Annotated in this window: 19 protein-coding genes; 14 read left to right on the top strand and 5 right to left on the bottom strand. The window is 32.5% G+C overall.

Annotated features, from left to right (window positions below; genetic code table 11):
• Position 1 precedes the first annotated feature (1 nt).
• The 13 genes from GQR97_RS09520 to GQR97_RS09460 all read left to right on the top strand — a co-directional run bounded on the left by GQR97_RS09520 (position 2) and on the right by GQR97_RS09460 (position 10,571).
• Entirely contained in the window at positions 2–643 is a 642-nt protein-coding gene (locus GQR97_RS09520) for a response regulator transcription factor (protein ID WP_158847787.1), read from the top strand.
• Positions 644–1,014: 371 nt separating this feature from the next.
• Entirely contained in the window at positions 1,015–1,434 is a 420-nt protein-coding gene (locus GQR97_RS09515; protein ID WP_158847785.1) for a hypothetical protein, read from the top strand.
• 25 nt (positions 1,435–1,459) lie between these two features.
• On the top strand, positions 1,460–2,077 hold the full coding sequence (locus tag GQR97_RS09510) for an SIMPL domain-containing protein (protein ID WP_158847783.1): 618 nt from the start codon (positions 1,460–1,462) through the stop codon (positions 2,075–2,077).
• 44 nt (positions 2,078–2,121) lie between these two features.
• On the top strand, positions 2,122–2,802 hold the full coding sequence (locus GQR97_RS09505) for a Lipl32 family lipoprotein (RefSeq protein WP_158847781.1): 681 nt from the start codon (positions 2,122–2,124) through the stop codon (positions 2,800–2,802).
• A gap of 466 nt (positions 2,803–3,268) precedes the next feature.
• Positions 3,269–4,402 carry a fibrinogen-like YCDxxxxGGGW domain-containing protein gene (locus tag GQR97_RS09500; RefSeq protein WP_158847779.1) on the top strand — a complete coding sequence of 378 codons (1,134 nt, stop codon included), beginning with the start codon at positions 3,269–3,271 and terminating at the stop codon, positions 4,400–4,402.
• Positions 4,403–4,556: 154 nt separating this feature from the next.
• Positions 4,557–6,428 (top strand): B12-binding domain-containing radical SAM protein, encoded by a 1,872-nt coding sequence (locus GQR97_RS09495; protein WP_158847777.1) that lies wholly within the window; start codon positions 4,557–4,559, stop codon positions 6,426–6,428.
• Between the two features lie 336 nt (positions 6,429–6,764).
• Positions 6,765–7,253, top strand: coding sequence for a hypothetical protein (locus GQR97_RS09490; RefSeq protein WP_158847775.1), 489 nt, complete (start codon positions 6,765–6,767; stop codon positions 7,251–7,253).
• Positions 7,254–7,389: 136 nt separating this feature from the next.
• Complete coding sequence (locus tag GQR97_RS09485; protein WP_158847773.1) at positions 7,390–7,695, top strand: ArsR/SmtB family transcription factor; 306 nt, start codon at positions 7,390–7,392, stop codon at positions 7,693–7,695.
• 50 nt (positions 7,696–7,745) lie between these two features.
• Positions 7,746–7,982 carry a thioredoxin family protein gene (locus tag GQR97_RS09480; protein WP_158847771.1) on the top strand — a complete coding sequence of 79 codons (237 nt, stop codon included), beginning with the start codon at positions 7,746–7,748 and terminating at the stop codon, positions 7,980–7,982.
• A gap of 14 nt (positions 7,983–7,996) precedes the next feature.
• A complete protein-coding gene (locus GQR97_RS09475; RefSeq protein WP_158847769.1) occupies positions 7,997–8,404 on the top strand; it encodes an OsmC family protein in 408 nt (135 codons plus the stop codon).
• Positions 8,397–9,374, top strand: coding sequence for a permease (locus GQR97_RS09470; protein WP_158847767.1), 978 nt, complete (start codon positions 8,397–8,399; stop codon positions 9,372–9,374). Before GQR97_RS09475 ends, GQR97_RS09470 begins: the two co-directional genes overlap by 8 nt.
• 54 nt (positions 9,375–9,428) lie before the next feature.
• On the top strand, positions 9,429–9,860 hold the full coding sequence (locus tag GQR97_RS09465) for a nitrophenyl compound nitroreductase subunit ArsF family protein (RefSeq protein ID WP_158847765.1): 432 nt from the start codon (positions 9,429–9,431) through the stop codon (positions 9,858–9,860).
• Complete coding sequence (locus GQR97_RS09460) at positions 9,861–10,571, top strand: aromatic aminobenezylarsenical efflux permease ArsG family transporter (RefSeq protein ID WP_158847763.1); 711 nt, start codon at positions 9,861–9,863, stop codon at positions 10,569–10,571.
• 20 nt (positions 10,572–10,591) lie between these two features.
• On the opposite strand, the gene GQR97_RS09455 is transcribed toward GQR97_RS09460, so the two are convergent.
• Genes GQR97_RS09455 through GQR97_RS09440 form a run of 4 tightly spaced genes read right to left on the bottom strand, consistent with a single transcriptional unit; the run spans position 10,592 to position 14,916 of the window.
• Positions 10,592–11,170, bottom strand: coding sequence for a pentapeptide repeat-containing protein (locus tag GQR97_RS09455; RefSeq protein ID WP_158847761.1), 579 nt, complete (start codon positions 11,168–11,170; stop codon positions 10,592–10,594).
• 60 nt (positions 11,171–11,230) lie between these two features.
• Positions 11,231–13,378, bottom strand: coding sequence for a DNA helicase RecQ (recQ, locus tag GQR97_RS09450; RefSeq protein ID WP_158847758.1), 2,148 nt, complete (start codon positions 13,376–13,378; stop codon positions 11,231–11,233).
• A gap of 39 nt (positions 13,379–13,417) precedes the next feature.
• Entirely contained in the window at positions 13,418–14,215 is a 798-nt protein-coding gene (locus tag GQR97_RS09445) for a lysophospholipid acyltransferase family protein (protein ID WP_158847756.1), read from the bottom strand.
• Positions 14,216–14,274: 59 nt separating this feature from the next.
• Entirely contained in the window at positions 14,275–14,916 is a 642-nt protein-coding gene (locus GQR97_RS09440; protein WP_158847754.1) for an NUDIX hydrolase, read from the bottom strand.
• Positions 14,917–14,920: 4 nt separating this feature from the next.
• On the opposite strand from GQR97_RS09440, the gene GQR97_RS09435 reads away from it, so the two are divergent.
• A complete protein-coding gene (locus GQR97_RS09435) occupies positions 14,921–15,613 on the top strand; it encodes a peptidylprolyl isomerase (RefSeq protein ID WP_158847752.1) in 693 nt (230 codons plus the stop codon).
• A 32-nt stretch (positions 15,614–15,645) separates the two neighbouring features.
• Here the strand turns inward: GQR97_RS09435 and GQR97_RS09430 are convergent, their stop codons facing one another.
• On the bottom strand, positions 15,646–16,311 hold the full coding sequence (locus GQR97_RS09430; protein WP_158847750.1) for a M15 family metallopeptidase: 666 nt from the start codon (positions 16,309–16,311) through the stop codon (positions 15,646–15,648).
• Positions 16,312–16,391 lie beyond the last annotated feature (80 nt).

The raw sequence follows: 16,391 nt of genomic DNA, 5'->3' as shown, positions 1-16,391 counted from the left end.
AATGAAGCATAACCTCATTATAGCCGACGACCATAAAATGTTTTTAGATGGTTTATTAAGTATTCTAAAAACGGAAAGCAATTACAATATTCTATTTACGGCAAAGCATGGCGGCCATGTTCAAAAATATATATCAATAAATACTGAAGAAAAAATAGATCTTGTAATTACCGATGTTACCATGCCCGAAGTAGATGGTATTGCTTTAAACAAATGGATAAAAGAGACCTCCAGAAATATAAAAACGTTGGTTGTTAGTATGCATAACACGCCGGATATTATTGATTCGCTCATTGAAAACAACGTAGATGGTTATCTTCAAAAAAACGCACAAAAAGAAGAGTTTTTAAAGGCTATAGAAACTATTTTGGGAGGCGAAAAGTATTTTTCAAAAGATATTAAAGATATTTACCTTCAAAATAAGTTTGAAAAAAATAAAGAAAAAGAAATTAAATTAACAAAGCGTGAGATTGAAGTAATCTCACTAATTGCAGAAGAGTTTACAACACAAGAAATTGCAGATAAGCTCTTTTTAAGTAAACACACTATTGAAAGCTACCGAAAAAACCTAATCACTAAGCTTAACGTTAGAAACCTTGCTGGACTTACCAAATACGCCATAAAAAAAGGGTATGTGTCTTAATAGCCTCAACATACACTAAATCAATTATACAAAAAGGTTCTATTTTATAATAGCACCTTTTTTTTGCTCCAATCTTCTTTTAAATATTAAAACAAACTAATTTAAAGGAACAAAAAAACATATTCTTCTACGTAGTTCTATTAAAAAGGGAATTTTATCTAAAAAAAGTAAAAACCCAAAAACCATTAATTACTAACTATCAACACAATACAAAGCATACCCCTGTTTTCAGGGTATTCATTTTCACTAAATAAGGGGTTATACAGAAGAGGCTATTGGTATAAATTTGTATAAGAATATGAGAAACATCACAAAAAAACATGGTGTTTCAATTATAAAAAACAAATTTTAACCATTAAAAAACAAAAATTATGACTTTCGGAATTACATTAATCTTATTAAGTATTATCGCAGTACCATCTTTATTATTATCAAAAAAACCTAATGCAAAAGAGCTTTTAGAAAAAATAGAACCTTACCAAGGTTGGATTGGATTAATATTATGTTTTTACGGTATTTGGGGAATTATCTTTTCAATTTTAAACTTAGGTTGGATTACAACATTTCCTATTTGGTGGGCGACATTATTAGCTGGAAGTGTTATACAATCTATTTTAGGTTTTATGTTAGGATTTAGCCTTATTAACAAGTTTGTTTTATCTAAAAATGATGCTGCAAAAGAAAAAGCAATGGTACTTAGAGAGAAATTAGCTCCAAAACAAGGCAAACTTGGTATTGTAGGATTATTTGTAGGTGCCTGGATGATAGTTGCTTCTATCTTTTTCTTTTAAAAACTAAAATTAAATTCAAATTACCATGAGAAAATTCATCTATTTAATTGTATTATTCTTTACAATACCTGTAATTTCGCAGGAGAGCAAAAACACAATTGTAGTGATTGGTGAAACAAAAAAAACAGTATTAGATGATAGTTACACCATTCTAATTGCTTTACAACAAATAATGGTTTATGAGGGACAAGGAGAAGTGGAAGCCACCTCTTTAGATCTAGTTCGAAAAAATTACATTAATAAATTAGCAGATTCAGGAATCGATTTTAGCAGATTTAGAAGAAACACATATTATGAATTTGCTATGTCTTATTCACAAAATAGAGAATCTGAGTCTTATTATTTAAAAACAACTAATAAAGAAGAAGTTAGAAAAATAATAAATCTAAAATCGGCTGGAGTGTCAATTTCAAATATAGAAGTAGAAACAACAGATTTAACAAATAAACAATTAGTAGACCTTTCAATAAAAGCCATTGATAATGCAAAACAAAAAGCAAAAGCTATAGCGAAAAAATTGAATAAAACTATTGGAGACATTGTTAGCATTTCAGACCAAAACACAAACGCACAGTATATACAAAACTATGGAGCTTCAACATCGCAAGCCCATAGTGTATCAGTCTCGTTTGAATTAAAATAAAAATACGAATGTCCATAAATTAACAAAATCACTAAAAAACAAACATGAAAATTAAATTAGTAGTATTATCAGTATTCGCTTTCTGTTGTATTTTTAACGCAGAAGCTCAAAAATTAAAAAAGTTTGGAAGTTCAGTTGAAAAAAAAATTGGTCCAAAAACAATTAAAGTGCCTTATACCGACGTAATATCTTATTTAGGATATGCTTCTGTCGGAAATGAAGATGAAGTTGTAGATGGTAAAAAATTCTATTACATCTACCTATGGGTTCCTGCTGTTGCTCCAGAACTTGGTGTAAGAATGCTTTCTCCTGTAGCTAAAACAAAAGTTAAAGATGCTATAAGCTCTGCAGCTTACACAGAAAATGCTTCTTCTAGCGATTATTTCGATACTTACATTACTTTAGAGCGTTCTACTATTTTCAAAAAAGAAGATATTACTGAAGACGCTGCTAAAAATGCAACTTGGACTAAACTTGCTAGTAATGATGATAGTAGTGAAATGCCAAAACAACCTAGTGGAAGCAGCTACAATTCGTTATTAAGATATAAAAGTGAAATGGGAAGCCCTACAAAAGCTTTAACTGCTGGTTTATACCGTATTGGTTTTACAACTTACAAAACAGGAGAAGTTAAAGGAACATTTTTAGCAGAAGTTGCTGCCCCAGTAAAATTACCTGGTGTTGTAATGGCTAAAACCATAGAAGAACTTAAAAAAGGACTATAATACAAAAACAGACATTCGTATTTTAATTAAACACCTCTTTATGCAAATAAAGAGGTGTTTCTTTTTATGCTAAATAAAGTTTATTTAATACCTATTAGATTGAAAGTGAAAAACATAAATTTTGATACATTTTCAAAACACAATTTCCTATAAGCTATTAGTCTTTATTTTTTCTAAACAATGAGTAGTTTAAAGAAAAATACATCAGCTTTTTTAAAATAAAATTATCAAAAACAGATTAGCTTAAAAAGCCATTCAAAAATTCAAATATTATGATTATACGACTAAAACTTGAAAGGTTTTAATTATCCCTTACAGCCTATTTTAACTACCTATAACACGTATTCGTAAGAAAAACTTAACAGTAAAAAATATCATTTTTTACTAAAATAAATATTGTATATATTCGTGTAATTAAACAAATATTCTCTCCCTCAACATGAACAAAATTCCGCTCTTAAAAATCTTGATATGCCTTATCAGTTTTAATAGTTTTTCGCAAGTAGGTATAGGAACAACCACTCCAGATCCTTCTTCTATTTTAGATATCCAATCAACAACTCAAGGATTCTTGCCTCCTAGAATGACCACCACAGAATTAAACGCTATTATCTCTCCTGCTGAAGGATTGTTAGTATTTAATACAGATTATAAATGCTTTCAGTTTTTTAACGGAACCAATTGGTCTGGATGTTTAAGTGAAACGCCAATTAATAAGCTAGACTGTAGCTCTAGCCATGCCAATGGCTCTTACCTTTTAAACTCTCCTTTAAATACAAACCATACTATTACCATAGATGTCCTCGTAAATAAAATAGACAGCTATACCATCCAAACAAATACTGTTAACGGTTATAGTTTTAATGCTTCTGGAACATTTTCTGCAATAGGTATAAACACCATTACGCTAAATGGCACAGGTACACCATTGGCGATACAAACAGATACGTTTACTATAGACTTTGTTGGAACCAGTTTTACTTGTAATATAGATATTAATGTTAGCGATACACCTCTTGCAAATTGTTTAGAGTATTTAAATTCAGGAAGTACAACCGACGGCATTTATACCGTAGATCCAGATGGTACAGGAGGAAACCTGCCTTTTGATTGTTATTGCGATATGACTAATGATGGCGGTGGCTGGACCTTAGTTTTTAATCATAATACCTTAGGGTATATTGCATCTACTTACTTTTGGGCAAATGATGCAGAGGCAAACGAATTTAACGTGGCTTCTCCTGGACTAACAACGAATAAATATTCCATTTTAAGTAAATTAGATGATATTAAAAGCAATACAGCCTACGAGTTTAGGCTTTACTACCCTACCCTTGGTTTAACCAACCATTGGAGCCAGACCTTCGATCCAAGAAGTGGAGGATCTCCAACAAGCCCTGTAGCAGGTTACACTCCTATCAATATAAATATGACAAATAATGGATGGGGTGGTCTAGAATCTAACAGCAACAACACTTTTTTAGATGGTACAGTAAATCATGTTAATTGGTTTTACTCTATAGGGAGCAGATCTCATTATAGTAATGGAATTCCAGCTAATTCTGGTGCTGTAACTCAAGTTCAATTATTTGTGAGGTAATTAAAACATACATATTCAGTATCGCTACTTTTTTAGATGAATAAGATATATAAAGTGATTTTTAATCTCTATTTTTCTAAAACAATTTGCCTTATAATCTTAAAGGGTTATAAATTTTTCAATGCATTTATTTTAAAGACTCTATCTTTGCACGATGCAGCCCAAAGTCCTTTTTATTACACCACCATTTACGCAGTTAAACACAGCTTATCCAGCAACCGCTTATCTAAAAGGGTTTCTGGAAATTCATGATATATCTGTACCCCATTGCGATTTAAGCATTGAGTTATTTACGGCGGTTTTTTCTAGCGGGTTTTTACGCGATATGTTTGCGGAAGCTCAAGAATTGGATAATAACCATTACCCAGAAGTTAGCAGGATGAAAGCCCAATACATTTCATGTGTAGATGTAGTTATTGCATTTCTACAAAAGCACGATTTAAAAACAGCAAAGAATATCTTAAACGTAGATTTTTTACCAGCTGGACATCGCTTAAAACATGTTAACACCAAAATTAAATGGGCAGGTGGCGATATCGGAATCATCGATAAAGCCAAGCATCACGCAACCCTTTTTATTGAAGAAATAGGCGATTTTATTCAAGCCAATGTCGACGAATTTTTTGCATTCACAAAATATGCCGAACAAATAGCAACCTCAGCAAGTAGCTTCAATCAAATAGACGAGTTCCTAAGTTACCAACCCACACTCATAGAAGAGAAAATGTTGGATATCTTAGTCGCTCAAATTAAAAATCACAACCCCAAATTAGTTTGTTTCACCATTCCTTTTCCAGGTAATTTGTTTGCAGCCCTACGCTGTTCGCAATTTATAAAACAACTTTTTCCAGATATTTATGTTGCTTTTGGCGGCGGATATTGCAACACCGAATTACGATCTCTCGAAGATCCTAGAATTTTTGAATTTGTAGATTTCATTTCTCTGGACGATGGAGAAGGTCCGTTATTAAAATTGGTAAGTTACCTCGAAGGCAAAATCGATATAAACCAACTGGAGCGAACCTTTGTGCTAGAAAACAACCAAGTGGTTTACAAGAACAAAACCCCGAACACCATTTACCATCACAGAAACCTACCTGCTCCAAATTATTCAGGTTTACCTTATCATAAATACGTATCCTTTCTAGATGTTGTAAACCCCATGCACCGTATGTGGACAGATGCCAGATGGAACAAACTCACCATTTCTCACGGCTGTTACTGGAAACAATGTTCCTTTTGCGATGTAAACCTAGATTATATTGGTAATTATCAAAACACAACCGCAGACGATTTAGTAAATAAAATCGAAAAAATAATTAAGGACACTGGCATTACAGGTTTTCATTTTGTGGACGAAGCCGCTCCACCAAAAATGTTGCGCGCCCTATCCAACACATTAATAGAACGCAACCTAAACATCACGTGGTGGACCAACATTAGGTTCGAAAAAACATTCGATTTCGAGTTATGTCAACTAATGGAAAAATCGGGATGCATAGCCGTTACAGGCGGATTAGAAGTAGCATCAGATCGCCTATTATCTAAAATGAAAAAAGGCGTCGATATCGCTCAAGTAACCAGAGTAACCCATAATTTCTCACAAAATAACATCATGGTTCACGCCTACCTCATGTATGGCTTCCCAACCGAAACGGAACAAGAAACCATAGATTCACTCGAAATTGTTAGGCAATTATTCGAAAAAAACTGTATCCAATCTGCTTTTTGGCACCAATTCACAACCACAATCCATAGCCCTATTGGTAAAAACCCAGAAGCATTCGGAATCACAATAACAGGCCCTGTTTTCGAAGGTTTTGCCCAAAACGATTTATACCATAAAGATCCCCAAGGCGCCAATCATCCTAAATACACCAAAGGCTTAAACCTCGCATTACACAACTATTTAAACAATGCAGGGTTCAACACTCCCTTACAAAACTGGTTTAACTTTCCCGTACTTCCAACCAGTCACTCTAAAAATTTAATCGAAAGCTTTTTATTAGAAGTAACCGTAAAATAATTTGGGCGTTACCCGAAAAGGGTCGGGCTTTACGTTACAAGTCCTCGCACTTCCTTCGTCAGGCTGTGGGCTTTTCTCTGCAATCCCTAACGCGGGGTTATTTGCTTAGATAAACTCCTAACTTTAAATTCATGGTTAATTTACTTAGTTTTAATAGTAATAAACGAAGTTGCCTTTATGAGAAATAAAGTATAAATTCGTTTGATTATAGAGACGAAAATATTTAATTAATTATCACCCATAAAGATTTTATGTGGCAATTCAGAAATCTATTCTACGGATAAGCAACAAGAAAAACTAACGTATCAAAGACTAGAGCTATCAAAAACAAATTTAATGAAATTCCTATCCCTTCTTAAATCACGAACAGAACATATTGAAATAGATCTAAGCATAGACGATTTAAAAAAACGACTTAACAGCAACGGGAAAACATTTCATTTTAATTGGCAATACCAAAATGATTTCATCATTAGCCTAAATTTTTCTTTTGGCTCAAACAAATTATTCGATATTAATTATCATAATACCAAAAGTGACATTATTGCAAATGGTACTTTAAAAGAACTCACTAAACAGAAAACTCAAATAGTTTTAGAAACCAAGAGCAAATATTGGTTAACATTTTTGCTCATTATACCTGCTATTTTATTTATTGTAAACTTATTCTTGAAACTATGGATTCTTGTTCCACTCTACTTCTTTTTTCCTTTATTTTTAATGCTCATTTTAAATATAATGGACAGTGAAGAAAAACGGCTCATTAGAAATTTTAAAACGTTTTTGAGTACTGAAACTAATACCTTACAAGAACAAAATAAATAGTTCGTTACGACTAATCAGGGGATACTTAAACAAGATCTCTTTTAAACTAAATAAGGAAACCTATTTTAAATATATAGAAAGGTGATAAATATCATCTTCCAACTAAAAAACCAATCGTACATTTGCGATAAGAGATATGAAAAGAAGTTTAGAACATATAGAATACAAGGAAGATACAGAAACTCTAGCAAAATTTGCTAAAGCTTTAGCCCACCCAACACGTATTGCCATTTTAAAACACCTTGAAAACCAATCGTGCTGTTTTACTGGTGATTTGGTTGAAGTCTTTCCTTTGGCACAATCTACAATTTCTCAACACCTTAAAGAGCTTAAAAACGCTGGTTTAATTCAAGGTGAATTAAAACCGCCCAAAATAAAGTACTGTATCGATCAAAAAAACTGGAGTATTGCCAAATCATTATTTCAGCAATTTTTTGATTGATATTTTTTAATAAACATATCGTTTATTGACGATAAACAAATACAAATATTATGAGTAAAGTAATTAAAATTCTAGGAACTGGGTGTCCAAAATGTCAAACTATGACAGGTGTTGTTAAAGATGTAGTATCGGAAAACAATATTGATGCAACTATTGAAAAAGTTGAGGATATCGAAGAAATCATGAAATTCAATGTTATGAGTACACCAGCATTGGTCATTGATGGTGTTATTACAATAAAAGGCAGAATACCTTCAAAAAACGAAGTATTAGCCCTTTTAAACTAATTAAATTTTAGGTTATGAATTATCAAATCAAAGCATCTTCTATCTCAGATGAAGATGCTGTTATTCATATAAAAGAATCGAATATAGATTTTGGGACAACTCCAAAAACAGCTAAAACCTTGCCTAATCCGGCAGAATTATTCTTAGGGTCGTTTGCTGCATGCATGCTTAAAAATGTAGAACGTTTTTCTGCTATGATGAAATTCACATATACTAAAACCACACTTGAAGTTAATGCCACGCGTCTTGAAAATCCACCAAGGATGGATAATCTAACTTATACTTTAACAATCTACAGTAACGATAAAAAGTTAAATACAGATTTGTTAAAAAAGAACATCGAAAAGTTTGGAACAATCTATAATACCGTAAAAATGTCTTGTAACATTTCTGGCACAATTAAAACAATTAAAAATGTTTGATTGGATACAAAATATAGCAGATTGGTTTGTTTATGATGTTGTGAACTTAAACAAAGAACAACATCTGGCAGAAGCTCTAAATTTCTTTATTTATGATACAGTAAAAATTCTATTACTTCTTTTAGTAATTATATTTTTAATGGGCACAATTAACAGCTACTTCCCTATAGATAAGGTTAAAAACTATCTTTCAAGAAATAAATTATACGGTTTAGAATATTTAGTGGCCAGTCTTTTTGGAGTCGTAACACCATTCTGTTCATGCTCTTCCGTTCCGTTATTTATTGGTTTTGTAAGAGGAGGAATACCATTGGGTGTCACCTTTGCATTTTTAATTACGTCTCCTTTAGTTAATGAAGTTGCCATCGGACTTTTTGTTGGCCTATTTGGAGTTAAAACCACTATTATTTATGTAATTAGCGGTATTTTATTAGGTACAATTTCAGGCGTTATTCTTCAGAAATTAAAATTGGAAGCTTATTTAACACCTTGGGTAAAAAATATTTTAGCAAATGCACAAAAAGAACAAGATACCTTTATTGCCGAAAAGCAAACTTTAAAACAACGGTTGCCAATAATTTGGGACGAAGTACTAAATATTCTTAAAGGTATTATTCCTTATGTTATTGTAGGTATTGCGATTGGAGGACTAATGCATGGTTATATTCCCGAAGGTTTCTTTGAGAAATATATGGCGAAAGACAATCTTTTTGCTGTACCCATTGCTACTATTTTAGCAGTACCCATGTACTCTAACGCATCTGGAATACTACCTGTAGCTCAGGTTTTAGTAGCAAAAGGTATTCCGTTAGGCACTGCAATTGCCTTTATGATGGGTGTTGTTGGTTTATCCTTACCAGAAGCCATGCTCTTAAAAAAAGTGATGACATTAAAACTGATTGCTATCTTTTTTAGTGTGGTTACCTTCTGCATTATTATTTCAGGCTATTTATTCAACATATTATTATAATCATAAATAAATTATACAATGAAATTGAAGATCCAAAAAAACAAAATTAAAGTAATGAGTAAAATATTCACAGTTTTAGCAATCGGAATGATGCTAATAGCTTGTAAAGAACAAAGCAAAAATAAAGAACTATCCTTAAATCAATCCATTTCAAAAATAGAAGTTTTAGACTTCCACTCTACCCACAGATGCATGACTTGTAAAGCCATTGAAGCAAATACAAAATATACATTAGATACTTATTTTTCAAAAGAACTAGAAGCTAAAGAAATCACATTTCAAGTTATTGATGTCGACAAAAAGGAGAACGAAAAAATTGCTGAAAAATTCGAAGCCTCAGGAACTGCTTTAATTATTAATGTGATAAAAAATGGTAAAGAAAAACAAATTGATTTAACCGAATTTGCCTTTATGGAAGGAAATGACCAAGATGTGTTTTCTAAAGAATTAAAAGCCAAAATTGACACGGAATTAAAGACCTTATAAATGGATTTTTTACAATCTCTTTTAGAAGATTATAACGTTCCTATTCTATCGGCATTTATACTCGGATTAATGACAGCCATAAGCCCGTGCCCTTTGGCAACCAATATAACAGCAACTGCTTATATCTCAAAAAATATTTCAAGCAAACGGAAAATTTTTTTAAGTGGGTTATTATACTCTTTAGGAAGAGGGTTTAGTTATACTGCAATTGGGTTGATATTATATTTTGGAGCAAGCAAATTTCATATTGCTCGATTTTTTAATCAGAATGGAGAGAAGTATTTAGGGCCTTTATTAATAATCATTGGGCTGATTATGTTAAACATTATCAAACTCAATTTTTTAGGAAAATCGAATTTTCAGGAAAAATTATCAGATAAATTTAAAGATAAAGGATTACTAGGTTCTTTTTTGATAGGTGTGGTTTTTGCTTTAGCATTTTGTCCATATAGCGGTGCCTTATTTTTTGGCATGCTAATCCCAATGACCATTACATCCGCAAACGGACTTTATTTACCCATTATATTCGCATTCGGAACAGGGTTACCAGTAATTCTTTTTACTTATTTATTAGCCTTTACAGCCGGAAAAGTTGGGGTTTTCTATAATAGAATTACTAAAATTGAAAAGGTAATGCGAACAGTTGCAGGTATCGTTTTTATATTAACAGGATTGTATTATGTTTCCATTTTCATGAGAATATTGCAATAGTAACTCAAAAAATAGAAGAATTAAACAGCTTCAATCTCAACCCCATAAACGGCTAAAAGCCCAGCCACACCATCTAACGAAAACTTGGCACCTTTTATTCTATTCTTTTCAGGATGAATATTATAATTAATCGCTTTTCGGAAATCTGTTTTTTCTAGATTCGTATTTTCAAAAGTAGCGCCTTGTAAATCGCAATCATTAAAACTTGACGCGCTAAAATTACTTTCAGTAAAATCTACAGTTATTAGCTTAGAGTTAGAAAACTGCACATGTTTTAATTCCATTTGATAAAAAGAAGCATGATTTAATTGGCAATCTTTAAACTGTAAAGCAAAACCAAACGGGTTACAACTTTCAAAATGCAAACCCAATAATTTACAGCCTACAAATTTAACATCCTGAAAAGTAGAACCTGTAATATCTGAAGAGCTCAAATTACAGTCGATAAATTCACATTCTAAAAATTGTACACCCGACAATAAACCTTCAGAAAAGTTACAATTCTTAAACGTGCAATACTCGTAATCGGCCTTAGGTAATCGGTTTTTTGAGAAATCTTGTTTACTAAAAACCTCGTCTTCAATTAAATCTGTCGGCATATTTTTCAGTTTTATTAAAATCGAAGTTAATTAATTTTCAGTTAAAAAAACAGAAACTCTTTAGTCTTTATCAATAACACTTAATGCTAAACGTATTTTAAAATAATCTATCGATTCATTAAAATATTCAAAATATGCTCTTAAGGCTTTTGGACCATCTAATTCTTTTTTGGCTTTTTGAACAGCTTCTACTTCGCTTTTACTCACAAAATCGTAGATATTTATTTTTTTACCTGTACTATACAATTTTGCAATATGTGAGTAAACGGTTGTTGTTCCTAATTTGCGTTGCATAGCAATTTCATCTATAGATAAACCCGATTGATAAAGTTCGTAAGTTTTTAAATATGTATCTCCTTTTTTTGTTTTCTTAGGTTTAGACCCCATGAAATTCATGATTTCTGCCATAAATTCATCACCATAAACTTCAAGCTTACGCTGCCCTACTCCACTAATCCTTAAAAAATCATCTTCACTTAATGGGCGTTCCTTTTCAATTTCTTTTAAAGTAGCATCACTAAACACCAAATAAGCAGGAATATCTTCTTCTTGGGCAATTTTATAACGCAATCTGCGTAAGCGTTCAAATAAATTATCTGTTGGTGCTTTGGCTTTAGTACGTGTTTTTGTCCTTGTTTTTGTTGCTCGCGTGCGTTTCTCCTTAACCACAGGTTTTATTTCGGTAACAGCAACAGGTTTTGTAAGGGCTACTTTTGCACCTTTAAACAACACGTTATTAGAAAATTCGGTAAGTTGCAAGGCATTATTTTTATGAAATGCTATTTCGCAAAACCCTTGATTTATAAGCTGAATTACAAAATATTGCCAATGTTTCCAGGCAATATCATTCCCAATACCAAAGGTGCGTACATTTTGATATCCCTTTGCCAAAACAGCCGCATTTTGAGAACCGCGGAGCACATCGATAATCATACCCATGGCTTCTTTTTCTTGTAAACGATACACTGCCGAAAGAATTTTTTGAGCGATAATAGTACCATCAAAAAATTGTGGTGGATTTTTACAAACATCACAATTACCGCAGTCATCGCCTAATAACTCACCAAAATAACCAAGTAAAATTTTCCGTCTGCAAGTGTTAGCTTCTGCAAACTGTTTCATCCTGTCAAGTTTAGCAATCTGCACGGCTTCATTAGATGCGCCACTTGCAAAATTTTGTAACTGAATAACATCGGCATAGCTATGAAACAACAAAGCATGCGATTTTAATCCATCTCGACCAGCGCGACCAATTTCTTGATAGTAGCCTTCAATATTTTTAGGCATATTGTAATGCACTACCCAACGCACGTTAGATTTATCAATACCCATCCCGAAAGCCACTGTAGCACAAACTATTTGGGTTTTATCACGAATAAAAGATTCTTGAACCTTACTTCGTTTATCAAAGTTTAAACCAGCGTGGTAAGCTTCTGCTGGAATTTTATTTGCTTTTAATTTTTTTGCAAGTTGCTCTGTTGTTTTTCTGCTTAAGCAATAAATAATTCCCGATTGGTTTGGTCTAGAATTTATAAACTTGACAACTTGTGAAATTCGATTATTCGCCGCTCGTACTTCCAAACCAATATTTTTTCTATCGAAAGATGAAATAAACAGTTGCGCATGTTCTATACGGAGTTGTTTGGCTATATCTTCTCGTGTAGCTTTATCTGCAGTTGCTGTTAATGCTATAAAAGGCGTATTAGGAAGAGTCGATTTCAAAAAACCAAGCTGCTGATACGATGGACGAAAATCGTGTCCCCAAGAAGAAATACAATGCGCCTCGTCTATCGCAATACAGCTAATATATTTTTCGGTTAAAATATTTTGTAGTGAAGCTAAACTTTCTGGAGCTACGTAAAGTAATTTTATTTCGGCTCGAATTACGTTTTCTATAATGGATGATTGCTCTAAACCACTTTGGCTACTGTTGAAATACTCTGCGGGTATTCCGTTGGCATTCAAACCATCTACTTGGTCTTTCATTAAAGCTATCAAAGGCGAAATCACAAGAGTAACCCCTTTAAAAGATAAAGCCGGAAGTTGAAAACACATAGATTTACCACCGCCTGTTGGCATAATAACCAAGCAATCTTTTTTGTTTAAAACGGCTTCTACAATTTCTTGTTGATTGGCTCTAAAACTATCGTAACCAAAATAGTTTTTTAAATTTGAAAACACCTCGTTCGTGGTGGTTGCTTCTGGCATTAACTATAATCTAATAAGTAAGTATGAAAACAAAATGTTTTACCATTTACGTTTTTTATTCAATTCTTCAAGAGCTGCAAGTTCTTTTTGTGGAATTACTTTAAGAAAAGAAGGATGTTGCTCAATAGCTTGTTCTATTTTTTTCACAATATCATCGTTGGTATCATTCTCGTAATCAATTTCTAAAGGTGCTTTTATTTCAAAAGATTGAAAAATGTTTTTCTTTTTTATAAATAATCCTTTTTTATCAAAAGATCTACGGAACCCATCAATAACAATAGGTACAACAATGGGTTTATAACGTTTAATAATATGTGCTGTTCCCTTTCTAATAGGCTTAAAAGGCGTAGTTGTACCTTGTGGAAAGGTAATTACCCAACCATCATCTAAAGCTTTACCAATACTAGAAATATCGCTCATTTTTACTTGGCGGTTTACATCTTTACCTTCCGATCTCCAAGTACGTTCAATACTAATCGAGCCCATATAAGCCAAAATTTTAGGCAATAAACCAGCTTTCATGGTTTCTTTGGCTGCTACATAATATATATTAAGTTTTGGGTGCCAGATATAACCAATGTTTTTTATAGAATCTGTTCTTCCGCTTAAACTTGCATTAAAAACATGAAACATAGCTACAACATCTGCGAAATACGTTTGATGATTTGATACAAAAAGCACGTTGGTATCTGGTAAATCTTTTATAATTTCCGAGCCTTCAATTTGTAGTTCGTTAAAGCCCCGAAACCTTCTATGCGTTATCAATCCGAAGATTCTGATAAGCCATTTCTTTAAAATTAATATATGTCCGAATGGATTTCTCTTAAACAATCCCATAAATCACGCATCAAATTGGTTAGTTAAATAGTATTTACAAATGTAACAATTCTAGCAAACTAGATAAGCTGTTTTAATAAGTCTTTAACTTCACTTAGCATCATGGCTGTCGCCCCCCAAACTATATGCCCATTTAAATTAAATGCAGGCACCTCGACTTCAAGACTATACGAGGTTTTTACCTTTTTTTGAATCACACTTTTTTCATCTAAAAAATGTTTTAATTTTATTTCTATAATAGCCTCGACTTCATCTTCTTGCTTTATAAAAGTAGGTTTTTTATATGTAACTCCCAAAAATGGATATACATAAAAGTTACTTGGCGGAATATAAACTTTACTTAATTCACGCATTACTTTTATGTTTTTAATGGGCACTCCCACTTCTTCAAAAGTTTCACGAACTGCAGCATCTTCCAAAGATTTATCGCTTGCTTCCAATTTACCTCCAGGAAACGCCACTTGCCCAGAGTGTGCGCCTTTATAGATTTTCCTTAAAATTAAAACGAAGGTTGTTTCATTGTTTTCATTCGGATAAAATAAAGATAAAACACCAGCTTGTTTGGCGTGTTTAATAGCTTCTTCTTGCTTTTTTAAAAGTTCTTGACGGAAAGGTGGTACCATTTTAAACTGAGAAGCCTCGGCTGGTAGCTGTATATTTTCTATTTTTGAAATAGATTTTAAAAATTCATCAAAATTCATTGATATGCGTATTGTATTGCTTTTATGTTTATTTTTTTTATTTCTGAATTGTGAAGATAAGCATTCTAAAAAGAAATCTACAACAGAAACTGCGGTAACAAAAACAATTAAAAAGGATACAATTCAAGAAGATCCTGATGCTTTTGAAAGGTTAGATTCTAAAAGTGCCATGGAGTTTTTTCTTGAATATGATAAACACCACAAAGAAAACAAAGTCCGGATTACAACAGATTTTGGTAGCTTTGATATTTTGCTTTATAATGAAACAAAATTCCACCGGTCAAATTTTATTTTTCTCACTAAACAGAAATATTTTGTTGACACCCAATTTTACCGCGTGATAGATAATTATATGGTACAAGCAGGTAATAGCGACGATATTAAAATTTCTAAAAAACGAGGGAAAATCGGAAAATATCTGCTTCCTCCAGATACCAAACGAGGCTTTAAACATGATCGCGGTGTAATTTCTATGCCTAGTAGTGCTATTGATAACCCACATAAATTAGCATCGCCTTATGAGTTTTTTATTATTCAACAACATGGTGGCTCGCACTTTCTAGATGGCGATTACACCGTTTTTGGGCATGTAACGCGTGGTATGGACGTTATTGATAAAATTGCAGCAGTAGATACAGGTAAAGGCGATTGGCCGTTGCTCAATATCTATATACGTGATTGCGAAATTATTGAGTAATTAGCTAAAACGCATAACAACTTTAATATAAATTATTCTATAGGGAAATCAAAAAATGTTTTAGGAAACGGTTCGCCGCGAAGTGTAAAATGCCACCATTCTTTTGAGTAATTTCTAAAACCATATTTACGCATTACCGATTGAAGTATTTGTCGATTTTCTTTTTGCTTTTCTGAAATATTAGGATAATTAACCCATGATGCTTCTCCGAAAAAATCGAACGGACTTCCCATGTCTAAAATGTCTCCAGTATTACCATCTACAATAGTTAAATCGATGGTACTTCCTCTACTATGGCCAGATCTTGTAGCAATATAGCCTGATTTAAACAATATTCGCTTATTAATTTTAGGATAAAAAATAGATTTATTGATAGTATCGCTCAAATCCCTAGCCCAACGTATAAAGTGATTTACGCCTTGTTGAGGTCTATAACCATCGTATACTTTAAGGCATAAATTTTCATCTTCTAATTCAGCTTGTACCAAACGTAGAGCTTCAGCAGCCTGTTTTGTTAAAATTAAACGGTTAGATTTATAACCATCTACTCGCTTGCCAACAAAATTATAGGTGGTATTATAGCGCAACTCAACATTTAAATCTGGAATTATATCTTTAACATAAACAAAACCCTTAGGTAATTGTGCAAATGAAAAGACAGAGAATAGTAGAGCTAAATAGAGAAATTTCGACTTCATAATAGCAAAGTTAGCTAAAATAATGAAACCCAAAATAATTAGACATAAAAAAAACCGAGTTCCCTCAAACTCGGTTTTCT

Source organism: Algibacter sp. L1A34 (genome assembly GCF_009796805.1).
GTDB lineage: Bacteria > Bacteroidota > Bacteroidia > Flavobacteriales > Flavobacteriaceae > Algibacter.
Note: the sequence above shows the minus strand (reverse complement) of the source record. Positions and strands in the feature narration are given on the sequence as shown.